This window comes from Sphingopyxis sp. 550A (assembly GCF_053569535.1).
The window spans coordinates 661,625-680,114 of record NZ_CM131615.1 but is presented as its reverse complement, the minus strand read 5'-3'; the positions used below and the strand labels follow the sequence as shown (position 1 = coordinate 680,114).

General features: G+C 66.7%; 16 protein-coding genes. 3 read left to right on the top strand and 13 right to left on the bottom strand.

Annotated elements, in window-relative coordinates; all coding sequences use genetic code 11:
• Window positions 1–145: 145 nt before the first annotated feature.
• Window positions 146–874, top strand: coding sequence for an enoyl-CoA hydratase/isomerase family protein (locus ACVENA_RS03385; RefSeq protein WP_257548144.1), 729 nt, complete (start codon window positions 146–148; stop codon window positions 872–874).
• Between the two features lie 118 nt (window positions 875–992).
• On the opposite strand, the gene ACVENA_RS03380 is transcribed toward ACVENA_RS03385, so the two are convergent.
• The 11 genes from ACVENA_RS03380 to ACVENA_RS03330 all read right to left on the bottom strand — a co-directional run bounded on the left by ACVENA_RS03380 (window position 993) and on the right by ACVENA_RS03330 (window position 15,008).
• Entirely contained in the window at window positions 993–1,751 is a 759-nt protein-coding gene (locus tag ACVENA_RS03380) for an N-acyl homoserine lactonase family protein (RefSeq protein ID WP_449327647.1), read from the bottom strand.
• The gene (locus tag ACVENA_RS03375; protein WP_257548142.1) at window positions 1,748–2,539 is read right to left on the bottom strand and encodes an enoyl-CoA hydratase/isomerase family protein; all 792 of its coding nucleotides are present in this window, start codon (window positions 2,537–2,539) and stop codon (window positions 1,748–1,750) included. The genes ACVENA_RS03380 and ACVENA_RS03375 overlap by 4 nt, the downstream gene beginning before the upstream one ends.
• The gene (locus ACVENA_RS03370; protein WP_257548140.1) at window positions 2,536–3,312 is read right to left on the bottom strand and encodes an SDR family NAD(P)-dependent oxidoreductase; all 777 of its coding nucleotides are present in this window, start codon (window positions 3,310–3,312) and stop codon (window positions 2,536–2,538) included. The genes ACVENA_RS03375 and ACVENA_RS03370 overlap by 4 nt, the downstream gene beginning before the upstream one ends.
• Window positions 3,313–3,585: 273 nt before the next feature.
• On the bottom strand, window positions 3,586–4,917 hold the full coding sequence (locus ACVENA_RS03365; protein WP_449327646.1) for a glycoside hydrolase family 1 protein: 1,332 nt from the start codon (window positions 4,915–4,917) through the stop codon (window positions 3,586–3,588).
• Window positions 4,914–6,578 carry an MFS transporter gene (locus ACVENA_RS03360; RefSeq protein WP_449327645.1) on the bottom strand — a complete coding sequence of 555 codons (1,665 nt, stop codon included), beginning with the start codon at window positions 6,576–6,578 and terminating at the stop codon, window positions 4,914–4,916. The genes ACVENA_RS03365 and ACVENA_RS03360 overlap by 4 nt, the downstream gene beginning before the upstream one ends.
• 71 nt (window positions 6,579–6,649) lie before the next feature.
• The gene (locus ACVENA_RS03355) at window positions 6,650–7,543 is read right to left on the bottom strand and encodes an SDR family NAD(P)-dependent oxidoreductase (protein ID WP_257548136.1); all 894 of its coding nucleotides are present in this window, start codon (window positions 7,541–7,543) and stop codon (window positions 6,650–6,652) included.
• A gap of 99 nt (window positions 7,544–7,642) precedes the next feature.
• Complete coding sequence (locus ACVENA_RS03350) at window positions 7,643–8,338, bottom strand: TetR/AcrR family transcriptional regulator (protein ID WP_257548135.1); 696 nt, start codon at window positions 8,336–8,338, stop codon at window positions 7,643–7,645.
• Window positions 8,339–8,398: 60 nt separating this feature from the next.
• Window positions 8,399–9,958, bottom strand: coding sequence for an AMP-binding protein (locus ACVENA_RS03345; RefSeq protein ID WP_449327644.1), 1,560 nt, complete (start codon window positions 9,956–9,958; stop codon window positions 8,399–8,401).
• Window positions 9,955–11,589: a carboxylesterase/lipase family protein gene (locus tag ACVENA_RS03340; RefSeq protein ID WP_449327643.1), complete on the bottom strand. Its 1,635-nt coding sequence runs from the start codon at window positions 11,587–11,589 to the stop codon at window positions 9,955–9,957. The genes ACVENA_RS03345 and ACVENA_RS03340 overlap by 4 nt, the downstream gene beginning before the upstream one ends.
• 21 nt (window positions 11,590–11,610) lie before the next feature.
• Complete coding sequence (locus ACVENA_RS03335) at window positions 11,611–13,914, bottom strand: TonB-dependent receptor (protein ID WP_449327642.1); 2,304 nt, start codon at window positions 13,912–13,914, stop codon at window positions 11,611–11,613.
• Window positions 13,915–14,087: 173 nt separating this feature from the next.
• Window positions 14,088–15,008 (bottom strand): hydroxymethylglutaryl-CoA lyase, encoded by a 921-nt coding sequence (locus ACVENA_RS03330; protein WP_449327641.1) that lies wholly within the window; start codon window positions 15,006–15,008, stop codon window positions 14,088–14,090.
• Between the two features lie 106 nt (window positions 15,009–15,114).
• Between ACVENA_RS03330 and ACVENA_RS03325 the strand changes: the two genes are divergently transcribed.
• Window positions 15,115–16,278: a CaiB/BaiF CoA transferase family protein gene (locus tag ACVENA_RS03325; protein ID WP_449327640.1), complete on the top strand. Its 1,164-nt coding sequence runs from the start codon at window positions 15,115–15,117 to the stop codon at window positions 16,276–16,278.
• 4 nt (window positions 16,279–16,282) lie between these two features.
• Entirely contained in the window at window positions 16,283–16,987 is a 705-nt protein-coding gene (locus tag ACVENA_RS03320; RefSeq protein WP_449327639.1) for a glutathione S-transferase family protein, read from the top strand.
• A gap of 181 nt (window positions 16,988–17,168) precedes the next feature.
• On the opposite strand, the gene ACVENA_RS03315 is transcribed toward ACVENA_RS03320, so the two are convergent.
• Together ACVENA_RS03315 and ACVENA_RS03310 are read right to left on the bottom strand one after the other, a co-directional pair.
• A complete protein-coding gene (locus ACVENA_RS03315) occupies window positions 17,169–17,894 on the bottom strand; it encodes a glutathione binding-like protein (protein WP_449327638.1) in 726 nt (241 codons plus the stop codon).
• A 2-nt stretch (window positions 17,895–17,896) separates the two neighbouring features.
• Window positions 17,897–18,403, bottom strand: coding sequence for a DUF3237 domain-containing protein (locus ACVENA_RS03310; RefSeq protein ID WP_257548123.1), 507 nt, complete (start codon window positions 18,401–18,403; stop codon window positions 17,897–17,899).
• Window positions 18,404–18,490: the final 87 nt, after the last annotated feature.

Here is an 18,490-nt window from a genome sequence, read left to right as displayed (position 1 = left end):
CGCCCGGCTTTTTCACGCATCGCCATCGCCGTCCCCCCTGCGTAAGTTTTGGCACTTGTTATGTCAAAAGATTGCAAAGTCAATGCTCTTGGCACGCCCGGCCATTCCTGCTTGGACGGCACGGAACCGAATAAGGGAGAGTGAGATGACCCAATTGGTGCTGCGCGACGATGCCGACGGCATCGCGACGCTGACGCTGAACCGCCCCGACAAGCGCAACGCGCTGAACCTCGCGCTGTGGGGCGAACTCGACGCGCACGCCGACGCGATCGCCGACGCGGGCGAACGGATCGGTGCGGTGATCCTGCGCGCGGCCGGGCCGGTCTTCTGCGCCGGCAACGACCTCAAGGAACGCGGGCTCGAAGCGCCGCGACCGCATTATCAGGCATCGATCGTGACCAAACTCGCCGAACTGCCGCAGCCGCTGATCGTCGCGGTGCAGGGCGGCTGTTTCACCGGCGGGCTGGAACTGGCGCTCGCGGGCGACATCATCGTCGCGGGCGAGAGTGCGCGCTTCGCCGACACCCACGGCAAGTTCGGGCTGGTGCCGATCTGGGGCATGAGCCAGCGGCTGCCGCGCCGCGTCGGCGAATGGAAGGCGCGCGAGATCAGCTTCACCGGCCTGCCCGTCGATGGACGCGAGGCGGCGCGGATCGGCCTCGCCAACCATGTCGTCGCCGACGCCGAGCTCGATGGGACGGCGCGGGCGCTGGCCGAAGCGATCGCCGCCCAGTCGCGGCACAGCGTCTTCGCCTACAAGCGGCTCTACCGCGAGCAGGCCGACCTGCCGCTGGGGCCGGGGTTGGCGCATGAGGTGTTCAACAGCGCAGGCGTCGCGCCCGATTTCGCCGAGCGGGTGGCGAAGCAGTTTTAAGCCCACATCCTCGATTGAAAAATTGCGTGTCCCCGCGAAGGCGGGGACCCATCTCCCACCGGATCAGAATAGCACCGACCGGAGATGGGCTCCCGCCTTCGCGAGAGCGCAGAGCTTGTTAAATGACCGGCTTTCCCTCCTCGACGCTCGCCCATTGGCGCCCGTCGTGGCCGAAGAGGATATGCGCGCCGGCGCGGCGACGGCGGTCCAGAAAGCCCATCGTCTTGAGGCCCGCCTCGCGGTCGACCACCGCCTTTTGCAGCACCATCAAATCGAGGTTGCGCTCGGTGTAGCAGCAGTCGGCGGCGAGCAGTATCTCGCGCCCGCTCGGCAAGGTGACGATGACGCTCTGGTGGCCCGGCGTATGGCCGTATGTGGGGACGATCCGCACGCTGCCGTCGCCGAACAGGTCGAGTTCGCCGTCGATCGCGCGCACCGGCTGGCCGGTGGCATAATCCTCGGCCTCGTAAAGCCCCGGCTCCTCGACCGCCTGCGCCGCTGCGAGCTCGCGCGACTGGACGATCATCGTCGCGTTGGGCAGACTGGCGTTGCCGCCGCAATGGTCGATGTGGAGGTGCGAGTTGATCACCCAGTCGATGCTCGCCGGGTCGACGTCGATGCTCTTCAGCCGCGCCGCGATCTCCTGCCCTTCGAACCATTGCAGCCCGAACTTGTTCGGCGGCAGCGCGTCGGCAAGCGTGCGGCGATAGCGCACCCCCATGCCGCTGTCGAACAGCGCCCGGCCCTTGGGATGGTCGATCAGATAGGAAGGAACCGGGCCCTTGAGATAATCCCCCTCCTCGCCCTCGATGAAATAGCCCGGCCGGCACTGGAACCAGCCGGTGTTGAAGGCATAGAGGGTGAGCGGGCCGGTCACCGCTCGCGATACTCGGGCGGCCGCTTGCCGAGGAAGGCGGCGAGCGCTTCCTTGTGATCCTCGGTCGCCGACAGGATCACCTGCTGCCGGTCCTCGATCGCCATCGCGGCGTCGAGGCTTTGCGCGTCGATATTGAGGTTCAGCGCCTGCTTCGACAGGCGCAGCCCCCACGGGCTCGTCGCCAGCATCTCGTCGGCGAGCGCGAGGCCGCGATCGAGCAGTGCCTCCTCCTCGACGATCTCGCTGACCAGCCCGGCACGTAGCGCGCGCTCGGCGTCGATGAAGCGACCGGTCAGGATCATCTCCGACGCGAGGCTGGCGCCGACGAGGCGCGGCAGGAAATAGCTCGACGCCATGTCGCAGCCGCCGAGCCCGATGCGGATATAGGCCGCGTTGCAGCGAAACGACGGCGAGGCATAGCGCACGTCGGACGCGAGCAGCAGCGACAGCCCGCCGCCCGCCGCAGCGCCGTGGCCGAGCGCGATGATCGGCTGCGGACAGGCGCGCATCTTGCGATAGATGTTGCCGATGCTCGTCTGGGTGCGCAGCGTGCGCAGCACCGGCGTCTCGTCGGTGGCGCGATCCTCCTGAATGTCGAGCCCGGCGCAGAAACCGCGCCCGGCGCCGCGCAGGATGACGACGCGGACCTCCTTGCGCTCGGCGAGCCCGCCGAAATAATCATTGAGTTCGTCGACCAGTCCTTCGCTCAGCGCATTCAGTCGCTCGGGCCGGTTGAGTGTCGCGATCTCGACCTGCCCGCGCGCCTCGACGAGCAGTTCGCCGCTCACAGCGTCTGCCCGTCGTCGATGGTGATGACGCTGCCGGTGATCCCCTGTGCGGCGTCCGAGCAGAGCAGCAGCAGCGGCGCGTGGAGGTCGCTCGGCGGGCGCAGGCGCTGGCGCGGGAAAGTCGCGACGAACTTCTTGCCCGCCTCGCTGTTGAACAGGTCGGCGGTCATCTCCGACTCGAAATAGCCGGGCTGGATGATGTTGACGCTGATCCCGCGCCGCGCCCATTCGCGCGCGAGCGCCTTGCCCATGTGACGCACCGCCGCCTTGGTCGCGCCATAGACCGAGGTCGCCGGAAAGACCTTTTCGGCGGTGATCGAGCCGATGAGGACGACGCGGCCGTTTTGCTTGTCACGGCTGCCTGCCGCTTCGAGACGGCGCGCGCCTTCGGTCGCGGTCAGGAAAACGCCGCGCACGTTGGCGGCGAACAGCCCGTCGACCTCTTCGACCGTCAGCGCCGTCGCCACCTTCTCGGTCGCGACCCCGGCGTTGGCGACGATCGTGTCGACGGTGCCGAACGCCGCCTCGGCGGCGTCGTAAGCGGCCTTGGTCGAGGCTTCGTCGGTGACGTCGAGGCTGACCGCGATCGCTTGACCGCCCGCCGCCTCGATCGCCGCGACCTGCTCGGCGAGTTTGTCGGCGCGCCGCGCCGCAAGCACGACCTTCGCGCCCGCCGCCGCCAGCGCGTGCGCGAAACCGGCGCCGAGCCCCGACGACGCGCCCGTCACGAGCGCGACACGCCCGGTCAGATCAAAGCGGGGCTGCTCGGCCATTTCCTGTTCCTTTCGCTGTTTCCCTTATCGGCTCTGGCTTGGCTTTGGCGCCAATTGACGTTTACGTCAACCAGCCGCGACGGATGCCGAAGGGGGTTGACGATCGATATTTGTTCCCCTATTGTTCTTCCTGTGCACACACAACCTGTTCCCCCGTCGCGGCCACCGAGTGTGGCGGACGGGGGATAAAGGCCCCTCCTTCCTGACATTATCCGGACAGCATGGATTCCGGTTGCCCGCGCGGCGGCCGCGCCCGGTCCTGGATGCCTGACCCTAGATAAGGTTCGCGCGTGCGATCGCGGCGAAATGGAAAGCACTCGGGCGCGGCGTGCGCCTGAAGCTCTGTCGGTCGACCGCGGCGAGCCCGAACGGAACCGCATAACCCGACGTCCATTCGAAATTGTCGAGAAGCGACCAATAGATATAGCTGTGCACCGATATGCCTTCGTCGAGGCATTTGCGCACCCCGTCGAGCGCGCGATCGATGAAGGCGATGCGGCGGGCGTCGTCGGCCACCGCCACGCCGCTTTCGGTGACATAGATCGGCTTGCCGATCGTGCGGTGTGCCCAGCGGATCGTGTCCGCCAGCGCCTGCGGATAAAATTCATAGCCCGACAATGTCAGCTCGGCGCCCTGCAGCGGCGCAACCATGCCATGCTCGTCGAAGCGGAGGCGCGTATAGCATTGCACGCCGAAGAAATCGGCGTGGCTGCGCGCGACATCGACCCAATCGCCATAGAGGCGCCGCTCATAGTCGGCGACGAGCGACGGCGCGCCCACCGACTGGATGTCCTGCGTCGTCAGCGTGATCCCGACCGGCAGCTCGGGGCGTGCCGCCTTGATCGCCTCATAGGCGAGCCGGTGCGCCTGCTGCATGATCGGGGTCGTGACCGCGGGATGGGCGAAGGCGAGGCGCGAGAATTTGGGCGCGCCGGTCGCCGCGACCAGCGCCGCCTGCGCCTCGCGCTGCAACGCCGCGCCCGCTTCCGATTGCGGGAACAGCGCGACGAGCAGGCCGATATTCGCTTCGTTGAACGTCGTCACCAGATGCATCAGCCCGCCGAGCCGTTCGGCGACGGTGCGGCAATAGCGCGCGAAAAGCTGCGGTGCGTCGCTTGCCTCGAACCCGCCGCGCCTCGCGAACCAGAGCGGCACGGTGAAATGGCTGAGCGTGACGACCGGCGCGAGCCCGCGCTTGCGGCACGCGGTCAGCACCCGCGCATAATGGTCAAGCTCGGCGTTGGAGAAATGGCCCTCGCTCGGCTCGATCCGCGCCCACTCGATCCCGAGCCGATAGCAGTTGAACCCGAACGTTTCGGCCAGCGCGAAATCCTCGTCATAGCGATGATAGCTGTCGCACGCGTCGCCCGAGCGCTCCTTGAACAAGGTCGGCCGGATATTTTCGGCGAGCCACGCATCGCTATTCGTGTTGTTGCCCTCGCTCTGATGCGCCGAGATCGCGGCGCCCCAGAGGAAGCCCCTGGGCGCGGGCTTGCGCTGCGTCGCGGCGGATGCGTTCGCCAACAGCGCGGGCGCCGCCGCCACACCCGCCGCCGCCTGGATCAGTGCGCGGCGGCCGATCGCCCCCGCCCCATCCCCGCTCATGCCTCGATGTCCCGCTTGTAGGTTTCGGGCAAGAACAGGATGCCGACGACCGCGGTGACCGCGGCGATCACGACCGCATACCAGAGCCCCTGATAGATATTCCCCGTCGCGGCGACCATCGCGAAGCCGATCGTCGGCATGAAGCCGCCGATCCAGCCGTTGCCGATATGATAGGGAAGCGACAGCGAGCTGTAGCGGATGCGCGCCGGAAACAGCTCGACGAGCAGCGCCGCGAGCGGGCCGTAGACCATCGTCGCGAGCAGCCCGAAGGTGCAGAGGATCAGGAGCACCCGGCCCTTGTTCACCCGCGCCGGATCGGCCTTGTCGGGATAGCCCGCCGCGTCGAGTTCGGCCTTCGCGGCGGCGTCGAAGGATGCGACCGCGGCGGCGCGGCCCGCCTTGTCGAGCCCCGCGGGGTCGGGAACCGCGAGCGTCCGCGCGCCGATCCGCACCGAGGCGACCGTTCCCGCCGACGCCGCGACATTGGCATAGTTGATGCCGTTCTTCGCGAGATAGGATTTGGCGATGTCGCAGCTCGTCGCATCGAAGCTGTTGCTGCCGATCGGATCGAACTGGAACGAGCATTCGCCGGCATAGGCGGCGATCTGCACCGGCGCGCGCTCGACCGCCGCCGCCATCGCCGGATTGGCCGCGACGACCAGCGCCTTGTAGAGCGGGAAATAGACGAAGACCGCGATGACGCAGGCGGTCATCATGATCGGCTTGCGCCCGATTTTGTCGCTGAGCCAGCCGAAGAAGATGAAGCTGGGGATGATGATCGTCAGCGCGGCGGCGACGAGGAAATTCGCCGTCGCCCCGTCGACCCGCGCAATGCGTTCGAGATAGAAGAGCGGATAGAGGTGCGCGGCAAAGCCGATCACCGCCTGCCCCGCGACCGCGCCGAACAGCGCGATCAGCACGATCTTGAGGTTGCGCCATTCGCCGAACGCTTCCTTGAGCGGCGCTTTCGAGGTCGCGCCGGCCTCCTTCATGCGCTGAAAGACCGGGCTTTCCTCGAGCTGGAGGCGAATCCACAGCGCGACGGACAGGAGGACGATCGAGAAGAGGAAGGGAAGCCGCCAGCCCCAGTCGTTGAAGCTGTCCTCGTCCATGAACAGGCGCAGCGTGACGACGAAGGTCGAGGCGAGGATCAGCCCGATCATCGCGGTCGTCTGGATGAAGCTGGTGTAGAAGCCGCGCTTTCCGGGCGGCGCATGTTCGGCGATATAAACCGCCGCGCCGCCATATTCGCCGCCGATCGCCAGGCCCTGGAGCAGGCGCAGCAGCATCAGGATGATCGGCGCCGCAACCCCGATCGTGTCGTAGGAAGGCAGGAAGCCGACCGCGAAGGTCGACAGCCCCATGATCGCCATGGTGACGAGGAAGGTGTTCTTGCGCCCGACGACGTCGCCGACGCGCCCGAACACCAGCGCCCCGAACGGCCGTACCGCAAAGCCCGCGGCGAACGCCATCAATGCGAGGATGAAACCCGTGGTTTCGTTGACCCCCGAAAAGAAATGGTGCGAGAGCACGCTGGCGAGCAGGCCGTAGAGATAGAAATCATACCATTCGAACACCGTCCCCAATGACGAAGCGGTGATGACGAGAGTCTCGTTCTGGCGCTTGCCCTCGGCGGGCAGCATTTCGCTGTCGGTTACCATCTTCCTCTCCCTTCAGACCGGCAGCGGCGGCGGGCTCTTGACCGGCCCGTCCGCCACGCTCCCGGGGAATATCAGCGTTGGACCGCCATCGTCGGCGCGGTAACGCCCGCGCTCGCGAGCTCGCGCTCGGCCTGCGTGAAGCCATAGGCCGGCACGCTTTCGCCGCGCCGGTCTGCAATGCGATCCCATTCGGCGGCGACGCGCGTCGCAGCATCGTCGCCGCGCCCGATGAAGGCGCCGCCCGTCAGCGTGACGTTCGCGGCCGCGAAATGACCGGCACCGGCGCACAGGATCGCGCGCGTCGGCGCGTCCTCGCCGACGAGCGCGAGCAGGCCCGGGCTCACCGCCTCGGGCGCGAGATGCGCAAGCGCTTCGGGCGCGAGGACGCCGTCGGTCATCGCGGTCGCCGCGGTCGGCGCGAGACAGTTGACGCGGATGCCGTATTTCTCGCCCTCGAGCGCGAGGGTCTGCATCAGCCCGACGAGCGCCATCTTGGCCGCGCCATAATTGGCCTGCCCGAAATTGCCGTAGAGCCCCGAGGAGGAGGTCGTCATCACGATGCGGCCGAAACGCCGCGCGCGCATCTGCTCCCACACCGCCTTCGAGCAGATTGCGGCGCCCATCAGATGAACCTCGACGACGAGGCGGAAGTCGGCGAGGTCCATCTTCGCGAAACTCCTGTCGCGCAGGATGCCGGCGTTGTTGACCAAAATGTCGACACCGCCCCAGGCGAGCGTCGCCGAATGGACCATCGCCGCGACCTCTGCCTCGTCGGTGACCGATGCGGGAGCTGCCAGCGCTTCGCCGCCCGCCGCCGCGATCTCGTCCGCGACGCGCCCGGCCGCGTCGGCCTGCATGTCGTTGACGACGACGCGCGCGCCGTGCCGCGCGAGCATCAGCGCGTGCGCGCGGCCGAGGCCGCCGCCCGCTCCGGTCACGATCGCGACCCGCCCATCCAGTTGCATAGCGTTCCTTCCTCGCTGCATATGATAGTAACTCACTTGTGAGTGAATAAAAATCCGAAAGCCTCGTCCCCCAGCGGGTCCGGCGGCCTCCGTCCGCGGTCAGCCGGCCCTGGCGTCCTTCCTCTGTTCGCAGATCTCGCGAAAGCCCGCCGCCATGAAGCGCGCCATGCGCTGCTTCACCGCCTCATAATCGTCCGAATGGCAAAGCCCCTGCGACAATTTGTCGATGCGCCCCGTCCGCGCGAGCGTCAGCATCAGCGCGCCGGTCACGAAATGATAGCCCCAGAAAATATCCTCTTCGTCGGATTCGGGCAGCGCCTTCTTCAATATGTCGATCAGGCGTAGCACCACCGGGTCGAAATATTTGTCCATGAACTCGGCGCCCTCGGGGCTGTTCGACGCCTGCGCACCGAAGGCGCCGTAATTCTTCCATCCCTCGCCGCCCTGGATGTAAAGGTCGAGGTCGGTATCGAGGAAAGCGTGGAGCGCGCCCTCGACGGTCGGCTGGCCGCCGGCCGCGCGGTCATAATCGTCGAGCGCCTGCATCCGCTTGTCGATCGTCACGACCGCGCGCCGCGCGAACACCGCGTCGAACAGCGTCCGCTTGTCGTCGAAATAATAGTTGAGCAGCGTGTGATGGACGCCGACCTGCTTGGCGACGTCCTTCAGCGTCACGCCGTGAAAACCGTGCTTCGAAAACAGGAGTTCGGCGGTGTCGAGAATCTGCTCCATCATTTCGGCGCGTTGTTCCGCCTTCGATGGCCGCTTTACCGCGCTCTTTGCATTCGACGCCAAATTCTCTTCCTTCCGCACCTTCTCAGGCGGCCGCGATCCTAGGGTCAAGCCCTAGGGCGCCTACACCTGTCCATATTCGGCCCGCAATTGCATTTTGTCGATCTTGCCCGTCGGCGCGAGCGGCATCGCGTCGAGCCGCACGACCGCGTCGGGAATCCACCATGATGCGACCCGCCCGGCGAGCGGCGCGAGCAGTTCGGCGTCGCTGACCGCGGGTTCGCTGGTTTCGACGAGCAGGATCGGGCGCTCGCCCCATTTGGGGTCGGACCGCCCGATCACCGCGGCGAGCGACACCTGCGGCAGCGCGCCGACCAGCGCCTCGATTTCGGCGGGATTGATCCATTCGCCGCCCGATTTGATCAGATCCTTGGCGCGGCCGGTGATGACGAGATTGCCCGCCCCATCGATCCGCGCCAGGTCGCCGGTATCGAACCAGCCGTCGGCGTCGGTCGCGGGCTCGGCCTGACCGAAATAGCGTTCGACGACCGAGCCGCCGCGCACGCGCAAATGCCCCTCGGCGCCGCGCTGCTCGGGGAGCGCGCGGCCTTCGGCATCGGTGAGCAGCAGGTCGATGCCCATCGCCGGCCGGCCCGAAAGCGACGGCCGTCGCGCGGGGTCGCCCGGCAATGCGGCGGTGCCGAGCGGCGACAGCTCGGTCATTCCCCAGCTCGTCTGCACCTCGACCCCCAGACATCGCTCGATCCGGTCCATCAGGGCGGGCGGCATCGACGACCCGCCGACGAGAATGCGCTCGAGCGTCGGCACGTCGCCGCCCTCGGTCTCCAGATGCTCGACGAGCCCGAGCCAGACGGTCGGGACGCCGACGGCGGCGGTCACGCCTTCGGCCCGGATCAGCCGCGCCAGATGCGCACCGTCGCTGTGGCGGCCCGGCAGCACCAGCTTCGCGCCGACCGCCGGGGCGGTGAAGGGAATGCCCCACGCATTGGCATGGAACATCGGAACGACCGGCATCACCGCGTCGCGCGCCGTGATGCCGAGAACATCGGCCTGAAGCTGGCGCATCGTGTGCAGGAAGCAGCCGCGATGGGTATAGGTGACGCCCTTCGGCGCGCCGGTGCTGCCCGAGGTGAAGCAGAGCCCCGACGGGCTGGTCTCGTCGAAATCGCCCCAGACGGCATCGGCCGGCGCGGCGGCGACCAGCGGCTCGATCGCCCCCTCGCCCTCCGCAGTATCGAGCAGCAGGATATGGCGCACCGTGCCCAGATTGCGCACGGCATCCTGTGCCAGCGGCAGCAGGTCGGGGCTCGCGAGCAGCACCGACGCCTCGGACTGGGCGAGCATCGAGCCGAGCTGCGCCGGGGTCAGGCGCGGATTGAGCGTGTGGCAGATCGCCCCCATGCCCATGATGCCGTACCAGGCCTCGACATGCCCCTGCGTGTTCCAGGCGAGCGTCGCGACGCGGTCGCCCTTCGCGATCCCGAGGGCCGCGAGCGCCCCCGACACGCGCAGCGCCCGCTCGCGCAGCGCGGCATAGCCGATGCGCCGGACCTGCCCCTCCGCCCCGGCCGAAACCACTTCGGCGCCGGGGTGCCATTTCGCGGCATGGGAGAGGAATTTGTCGAGCGTCAACGCATAGGTCTGCATCGATCCGTCGATCATTGGCACCCCGCGGCTTTGGGGGGCAAGGGCGGCGACATCACGCCGACATTCCAGTTCCACGCGATATTGCCGGCGGCGCGGCGGCGGCAGACCACCGCTTCGTGGAGCGCGGCGGTGCCGGGGAGGAGATTATGCCCGGCGCGCGGCACGTCGGCGATATGCAGGAAACCGCGATTGTCGGCATAGGCCGGCCAGTCGGGCCAGCCCTTCGCGCGCGGCTGGCCGGCCCTGGCAAAGCTCGCCCAATAATCGCCCATCGCCTCGCTCAGCTTCCGCTCGGCGAGATTGTCGGGAATCTTCGGCCACAGCGGTGGGGTCCGCGTCGCGGTGCCGAACACATAGGGCAATTCGGCGGCGTGAAAGCCATGGAGATTCCATTCCTCGGTCGCCGGATAGCCATGGTCGAAGAAATAGAGATAGGCGCCCTGCCCCAGCGCCGCCTGATCCGACGCCAGCCGCTCCGACGTCCAGCCGTACATCGCGTCGCGCGTCGCGGCGAGCATGCTCTCCTCGATCGCCTTCGCCGGATAGCGCGCCAGGAACAAGTCGGCGAATTCGCCATAGCCGGCGCGGATGGCGGCTTCATAGGCGGCGGCGTCGGCAGGCGGCTTGGGCAGAAGGAAGCGGAGCGAGCGGATTTCGCCGCTGTTGAAGCCCGCGAGCATCGGCACCGGCGCCTGCTCGCCCTTGTCGAACGTGTCGACGAGCTGGCGCGGCACGACCTTGCCGTCGACGTTCGGGAAGGGGAAATAACCGGTCGCGGGCGCCTTTTCGGCGATGTCCGCCGCCGGCAGCGCGCGCAGCGCGGCAAGGTCCGCGGCGCCAAGCTTGGCGGCAAGGTCGACGCCCTGCGCCTCGGCGGGGACCATGCCGTTGATCGCCTCGCGGAGCGCGGGCGCCGAGACCATATAGCCGCTTTCGGCGATCGCCTTGTGGAACAGGCCGCGCGCCGGGGGCGCCGCCATCAGATACATGACGCTGAGCGCACCCGCCGATTCCCCGGCGATCGTCACATTGCCGGCATCGCCGCCGAACGCGCCGATGTTGCGCTTGACCCATTCAAGCGCCGCAACCTGGTCGAGCAGGCCGTAATTGCCCGAGACATGATCGGACGCCTCGGCGCTGAGCGCCGGATGCGCGAACCAGCCGAACATGCCGAGCCGGTAGTTGATCGTCACCACGATCATCCCGCGCCGCGCGAGCGCGCTGCCGTCATAGAGCGGGTCGGCGCCCGACCCCGACGACAGGGCGCCGCCGTGAATCCAGACGAAGACCGGCGCGCCCTTCGCATTCTGCGGCGCCCAGACGTTGAGCGACAGGCAATCCTCGCTCATCGCCGGCAGATCCCAGGCATAGATGCTGGGTCCGCGCGGCTTCGGCTGCATACAGGCGGCGCCGAACTTCGTCGCATCGCGCGTGCCGTCCCAGCGCGGCAGCGCCGCCGGCGCGCGCCAGCGGCGCTCGCCGACGGGCGGCTGGGCATAGGGAATGCCGCGAAACACCCGCATATCGCGCTCCTGCACCCCGCGCACCGCTCCGTCGGGCGCATCGACCACCGGATCGGCGGCCGCGACCGGCGCGGAAAGCAGGGCTGCGAGCAGAAACGCGAAGGGGCTGAAGCGAGCGATCATCGGCCGGTCCCTCGTCATCGGTCAGAAGCGATAGTCGGCGCGCACGCCCACCGTCCGCGGCCGCATCCGGGCATAGCGCCCGTCGAGAAAGGCTTCGGGGTGGACATAAGTGATCGACTTGTCGTCGAAGAGATTCTCGACATAGGCGGTCAGATTGAGCGCCCCCAGCTTCGCGCCCGCATAGAGGTTCACGTTGGTCCACGCCTCGGTATAGTCATAGGTCGGGCTGACCGCGTTGGGATTGCCCGGCACGTTGGGGAACTGGTTCGGGAACGACCCCGCGTGCGATACATTGACCGCCGCGAACGCGGTCTCGCTGGCGCCGATCGGGAAATCATAGCGCAGCGTCGCCGAGCCCTGGAAATGCGGCGAGGCGAGCCGGGTGCCCACTTCGGCGCCCGAGATCGCCGCCTCGAGAGCCGACAGCTTGGTCACCTTCGCTTCGTTGAACGAGCCGTTGAGCGCGAGGCTGAGCCCCGCGAGCGGCCGCGCCATGAACTCGAATTCCAGACCATAGCTTTCGGCGGCGCCGATATTGGTCGCGAACTGGATCGAATCCGACACGCGGTTCGCCTGGACCTGGATATTCTTCCAGTCGATGTAATAACCGGCCAGATTGGCGGTCAGGTCGCCGCCGAACCAGCGCCCTTTCAGGCCGACCTCGTAATTGGTCACGCTGTCCGACTTGGCGCCGTCGGGGATGACGATGTCGTTGGGATTGATCGTGCTGACCAGTCCCGCGCGCGCGTTGACCACCGGTGTGCGGAAGCCGGTCGAGACGGTGGCGTAGGTGGTCAGACTGTCGACCGGCTTCCACGACACGCTGGCCTTCCACGACAGGCGGTCGTCGGAAACCTTCAGCCCCGCGGCATAGGGGATGGGCGTCGTGCCGCTGAACGGCGGGATGAAGCCGAGGCAAAGCTGGGTGAATGCGCGGCAATAGGCGTTGGTCAGATAATTGCTGTTGTAGCCGCCGCCGCGGGTGAAGCTCTGCACCTCGGTATTCCCGTAGCGCAGCCCGCCGGTGATCCAGAATTTGTCGCTGAAGCGGAAGGTCAGCTCGCCGAAGCCCGCGATTTCGCTCTGATCGGTATAGCTGTTGAAGCGCTGATAATATTCGTCGGGAAGCCCGACGATATTGTTCGCCGCCAGATATTCGGGCGTCGAGCGATAGGCGAAATCGACCGTCCGGCGCTTGTCGTAATAAAAGAAGCCCGCGACCCATTGCAGGGGGCCGTCGTGGCGCGACACCAGCCGCGTTTCCTGCACGAACAGATCGTCATAGCCGTAAGCGTCGAGCGCGAAGGGAAAGGCCTGCGCATAGGTGCCGGCCAGATCGACATAGAAGGAGGCGTCGTAATTCGACAGCGTCGTCGAACTGATCAGCTCGGCAAAGTCGAACTCGTAATTGACCGTGAGATTGTAGTTGGTGAGCTTGCCCTGGAAGAGGTCGGGGCGATCCGAATTGCGGACGAATTTGCCGAGCAGCGGATTGGTCAGGCCCGAATCCGCGGGCTTGCTGTTCTCATAGGAGACGAGCAGCTTCACCTTCATCCGGTCGCTCGGCTGGAGCAGCAGAGCCGCGCGGCCGCCATAGGCCTCGAGGCTGTTCGAATCCTTGATGCTGGTGCCGATATTGTCGATCCAGCCGTCTTCGTTGCGATAATAGCCCGAGACGCGAAGCCCGATCTCGTCCTTCATGATCGGCAGGTTGATCATCGCATTATAGCGCTGGCGCAGCGAATTCGAGCCGGTGAGGCCCAGGTCGACGCTCGCCGACGCCTCGAAATCGTCGAGGTCGGGGCTCTTGGTGATGATCCGCATCGCGCCCGCGAGCGAGTTCGACCCGAACAAGGTCCCCTGCGGCCCGCGCAGGAACTCGACGCGCTCGACGTCGTAGAGATTGGGGTCGAGGATCGTCGAATTGCCGTTCGCCGAGATCGGCAGCTCGTCGACATAGATGGCGACCGCGCTTTGCAGCCCGGCCGAATAACCGTTGGTGTTGATGCCGCGCGCGGTGAAATTGTTGAAATTCTGGGTCGGCCGGTTGACGACCACGCCGGGGGTGTTCTGCGCGATCCCCTCATAGCCGACGATCCCCAGATCATCGAGTTCCTTCTGACCGAAGGCGGTGACGCTGAGCGGAACATCCTGAAGCCGCTCGGTGCGGCGCGTCGCGGTGACGATGATATCCTTGCTGTCGTGGGTATCGGCGCGGACGCCGGTATCGGCGGGTGCGTCGCCATCGGTAGACTGGGCCAGCGCCGAAACAGGTAGCGCGAACAAGGCGACCGCCGATGCGGACGCGAAAAGCTGAGCCTTCATACAAACTCTCCCTCCCGTCGGCGGTCGTTGCCACCGATCTGGGAAGGTTTATCCGTCACATTCACGGATGAGTCAATATTCACTATCGTGTGTGTGAATAAAATTCCCGATGACCATCGAGCAGCGATGCGCCCGAAGCGCGTGGCGGCAGAAATAGCGGAAAACTTGGGCCGTCAGCTCGGAAAGGCGGGGGCCCGGCTCACCATTGCGGGCAGCGGGCGCGCCATCACGCCGCCGAGCCAGCCCGCCGCCTCGACCACCCGCGGCAGGTCCAGCCCGGTCGCCACGCCGCTGCGTTCGAGCAGGTAGACGACATCCTCGGTCGCGACATTGCCCGCCGCGCCTGGCGCGAAGGGACAGCCGCCGAGGCCGCCGAGCGAGGCGTCGACCGTCGCCGCGCCTTCGTTCACCGCCGCCCAGACATTGGCGAGCCCGCTGCCGCGCGTATTGTGAAAATGCACCCGCACCGGCAGCGCGCCGACCGCCGCGCGCACGCGGCCCACCGTTTCGGCGACCTCGGCGGGGGTGCCGGCGCCGATCGTGTCGGCGAGCGCGATCTCGCGCGGGTCGGCGTCGGCCGCGCGCTTCGCCATTTCGACGACGCGGTCGATCGCGACCTCGCCCTCGAACGGGCAGCCGAAGGCGGTGGCGATGGTGATCTGTCCGCTGCGCCCCGCCGCCTTCGCCAAACCGACGATCTCGATCGCGGCGGCGAGCGATTCGTCCGAGCTCTGCCCCTGATTGCGGATGCCGAAGCTGTCGCTGGTCACGCACACCGCGCCAAGCTCGTCGATTCGCCCCGTCGCCAGTGCGCGCTCGGCGCCGCGGCGGTTGAGCACCAGCCCGATATAGGTGACGTCGTCGCGCTCGGGCAGCATCGCCACCAGAGACTCGGCATCGGCGAGTTGCGGCACTTTCTTGGGATTGACGAAGCTCGTCACCTCGATCCGCCGCGCGCCATAGGTTATGGCGCGGCGGATCAGTTCGGCCTTGTCGGCGGTCGAGACGATCGCCGATTCATTCTGCAGGCCGTCGCGCGGCCCGACCTCGACCATTTCCACACTGCGATTCTTCACCATATCGGTCCCGAACATTTCCCGAGTCATTTAGCAGGTTGAAAATTACATAGCATTCTAAGTATACAATGGCCATGGGCGGCGTGAGCCTGTTTCTATCAGGCCCCGACCCGAAAGGAACGACATGACGAACGCAAGCGGCGGGGGAGCGCTGGACGGAATCAAGGTGGTCGAGATGGGGCAGCTTATCGCCGGCCCCTTCTGCGGCCAGTTGCTCGGCGACATGGGGGCCGAGATCGTCAAGCTCGAACCACCCGAGACCGGCGACCAGATGCGCCACTGGGGCCAGGGCGACCGCCCAAGCTGGTGGCGCGTCATTGCGCGCAACAAATATTCGGTCGCGGTCGACCTGCGGTCGGAAGAAGGCCAGGCGCTCGCGCGCGAACTGATCGCCAAGGCCGATATATTGATCGAGAATTTTCGCCCCGGCACGCTCGAAAAATGGAATCTCGACCCCGCCGAACTGCGCAAAGCCAATCCGGGGCTGATCGTCGTGCGCGTGTCGGGCTATGGTCAGACCGGCCCCTATTCGAAGCGCGCCGGCTTCGGCGGCATCGGCGAGGCGATGGGCGGCTGGCGCGGCATCGTCGGCTATCCCGATCTGCCGCCCGCGCGCATGGGCGTGTCGATCGGCGACACGCTCGCCGCCACCTATGGCTGTCTCGGCGCGCTCGCGGCGCTCCATCACCGGAGCAAGACCGGCGAAGGCCAGATCGTCGATTCGGCGCTCTATGAAGCGGTCCTGCAGGTCATGGAATCGACCGTCGCCGATTATTCGGCGAGCGGCGTGAAACGCCGCCGCACCGGATCGACGCTGCCGGGCATCGCGCCGTCGAACGTCTATCCGTGCAGCGACGGCGAATATCTGATCGGCGCGAACCAGGACGGCGTCTTCGCGCGGCTGGCCGAAGCGATGGGGCGCCCCGAACTCGCCGTCGACGAACGCTATGCCACGCATCGCGCGCGCGGGGCGCGGCAGGAAGAGCTCGACGCGCTGATCGGCGACTGGACGAAGACGATGACGATCGAGGAGCTCGAAGCGAAGATGATCGCCGCGGGCGTTCCGGCGGGCCGCGTCTACGACGCCGAGGATATGCTCGCCGACCCGCATTTCGCCGCGCGCGAAGCGCTGGTGACGGTCGCGGACGAGGAGCTGGGCGAGATCCGGATGCAGGGCGTCTTTCCCAAGCTGTCGGCGACGCCCGGCGGCGTCCGCCGCCCTGCCCCCCTCACCGTCGGCCAGGACAGCACCGAGGTATTGAAACGCTGGCTCGGCCGCGAGGCGTGACGCGATGATCACCCTTCACGGCGGTCCGACCCCGAACGCGCGCAAGATCGCGATCGCGCTGCTCGAAATGGACCTCGCGTGGCGGCTCGAACCGGTCGACATCCTGGCGGGCGACCAGCTCACGCCCGAATTTCTCGCGCTCAATCCGAACAACAAGACGCCGGTGATCGTCGACGACGACGGGCCGGAGGGACCAGGCTTCGTGCTGTGGGAGACGGGGGCGATCCTCCTCTATCTTGCCCGGAAGACCGGCCGTTTTCTTCCCGAAGATCCGGTGAAGCGCGCGATCTGCTGGCAATGGCTGATGTTCCAGGTGTCGAGCGTCGGCCCGATGTTCGGGCAGGAAGCGCATTTTACCCATTATGCCAAGGACCGGCACCCCTATGCGATCGAACGCTATGCCCGCGAGGTCGACCGGCTGATGATGGTGCTCGATAAAAGGCTGGGCGAGGCCGAGTGGTTGGCGGGCAACGACTATACGATCGCCGACATGGCGACCCTGCCCTATCTCCGCCGCCAGTTCATCGACAAGGCGGGCCGCTTTCCGAACGTCGAGCGCTGGGGCGCCGCCATGCTCGCGCGCCCGGCGGTCGCCGAAGGGATGCAGGTCGGCGTCGCGCGCACCGAGACGATCGAGGGCGGTCTCACCGGCTTCACCGACGAACATCGCGCGATCCTGTGGGGCGACCGGCAGCATGTGAAGCGGTAGAGGCCGGCTGGCGAATGGCGGCGTTGGGGTGGGGAGTTGCCCCTACCCACCTTCGTCATTCCCGCGAAAGCGGGAACCCAGTGTGGGGTTAGCCGACGCGCGCTCTGGGTCCCCGCTTTCGCGGGGATGACAAAGTCAGGAGAGGTCGGGCGTCCGCAATCGGTCGCAACCGCCCTACCCTTCAATCCCCCTTCACCGCGGCATGGTTCGCGTCGCCGAACATGTTCGACCATTCCTGCGCGTCGAGCGTCTGGTGCCGCCCGATATATTTGGCTGGCGCCTTGAGGTCTTCGCGCCCCATCGCGCGCGCGACCGCGGGCCGATCGCGGATGCGTTCGAACCAGTCGCGCGTCGCGGGCCAGTCGTCGAGCCCCATGCCCATGACGAAGGCCGAGGCGCGGCCGGGCCAGATCGCCATGTCGGCGATCGTATAGTCGTCGCCCGCGACATAAGCGCTCTTCTCCAACCGCCGTTCGAGGACGGTGAGCAGCCGCGTCACCTCCTTCGTATAGCGTTCGACGGCATAATCCTGTCCCGCCGGGGCGTAGCGCAGGAAATGGCTCGCCTGCCCGCCCATCGGCCCGAGCCCCGCGACCTGCCAGGTCAGCCAGGACAAGGTCGCCGCGCGCGCGGCGCCCGATGCGGCAAGGAAGCGACCGTCCTTCTCCGCCAGATATTGGAGGATCGCCCCCGATTCGAAGACGGTCACCGGCTCGCCGTCGCTTGCCGGGTCATGGTCGACGATCGCGGGCAGCTTATGGTTCGGATTGATGCGCCCGAACGCCTCGGTCAACTGATCGCCGTTGAAGATGTCATAGGGAAGGACGCGATAGGGCGCACCGATCTCCTCGAGCATGATCGCGATCTTCTGCCCGTTGGGGGTCGCCGAATAATGGAGGTCGATCATCGTCAGAGAATCTCGTGGATCACATGGCGGACCCCGAAATCGGTGCGCTCGCCGACACCGACCGCGAGCACGCCGTTCAGCCAGCCATATTGTTCGCTGGCGGTTTCGAACACAGGGGCGATTCGCAGATAGTAGCGCGACGAGTCGGCGTCGGGCACCGCGGGATCGGCAAAGGTCGCGCGAACATCGTCGGGAATGATGCTGCGGCCGGTATAGCTCAGATAGATGAGGGCGCCGTCGTCGGTCTGCCACACCGCGCGGGCGTCGAAGGTGCCGGCCGAGGCGGCCTCACCCAGGCGTCCGCCGCGCGACCAGTTGCCGCCGCCGGGCAAAACGATGCCGTTGATTCGCGGCCCGAAAAATCGCCCGCCGGTGATGTAACCGAGCCGCTGATCACCGAAGGGCGAAGCGCCGATCGCGATCAGTCCGCCGCCGACTTCAAACTCGACGGTGCACAGGGGACGGCTCGCCAGAGCCGGCGAAACGAGGTGCTGATTTTCTTCGGTCATGCATGCGAATCCTTCTTCCAGCCTATGGACAAGCATAAAACAATTAGTATACTAAGGGTCAATCAGATTGACGGATCGGGACCTCTT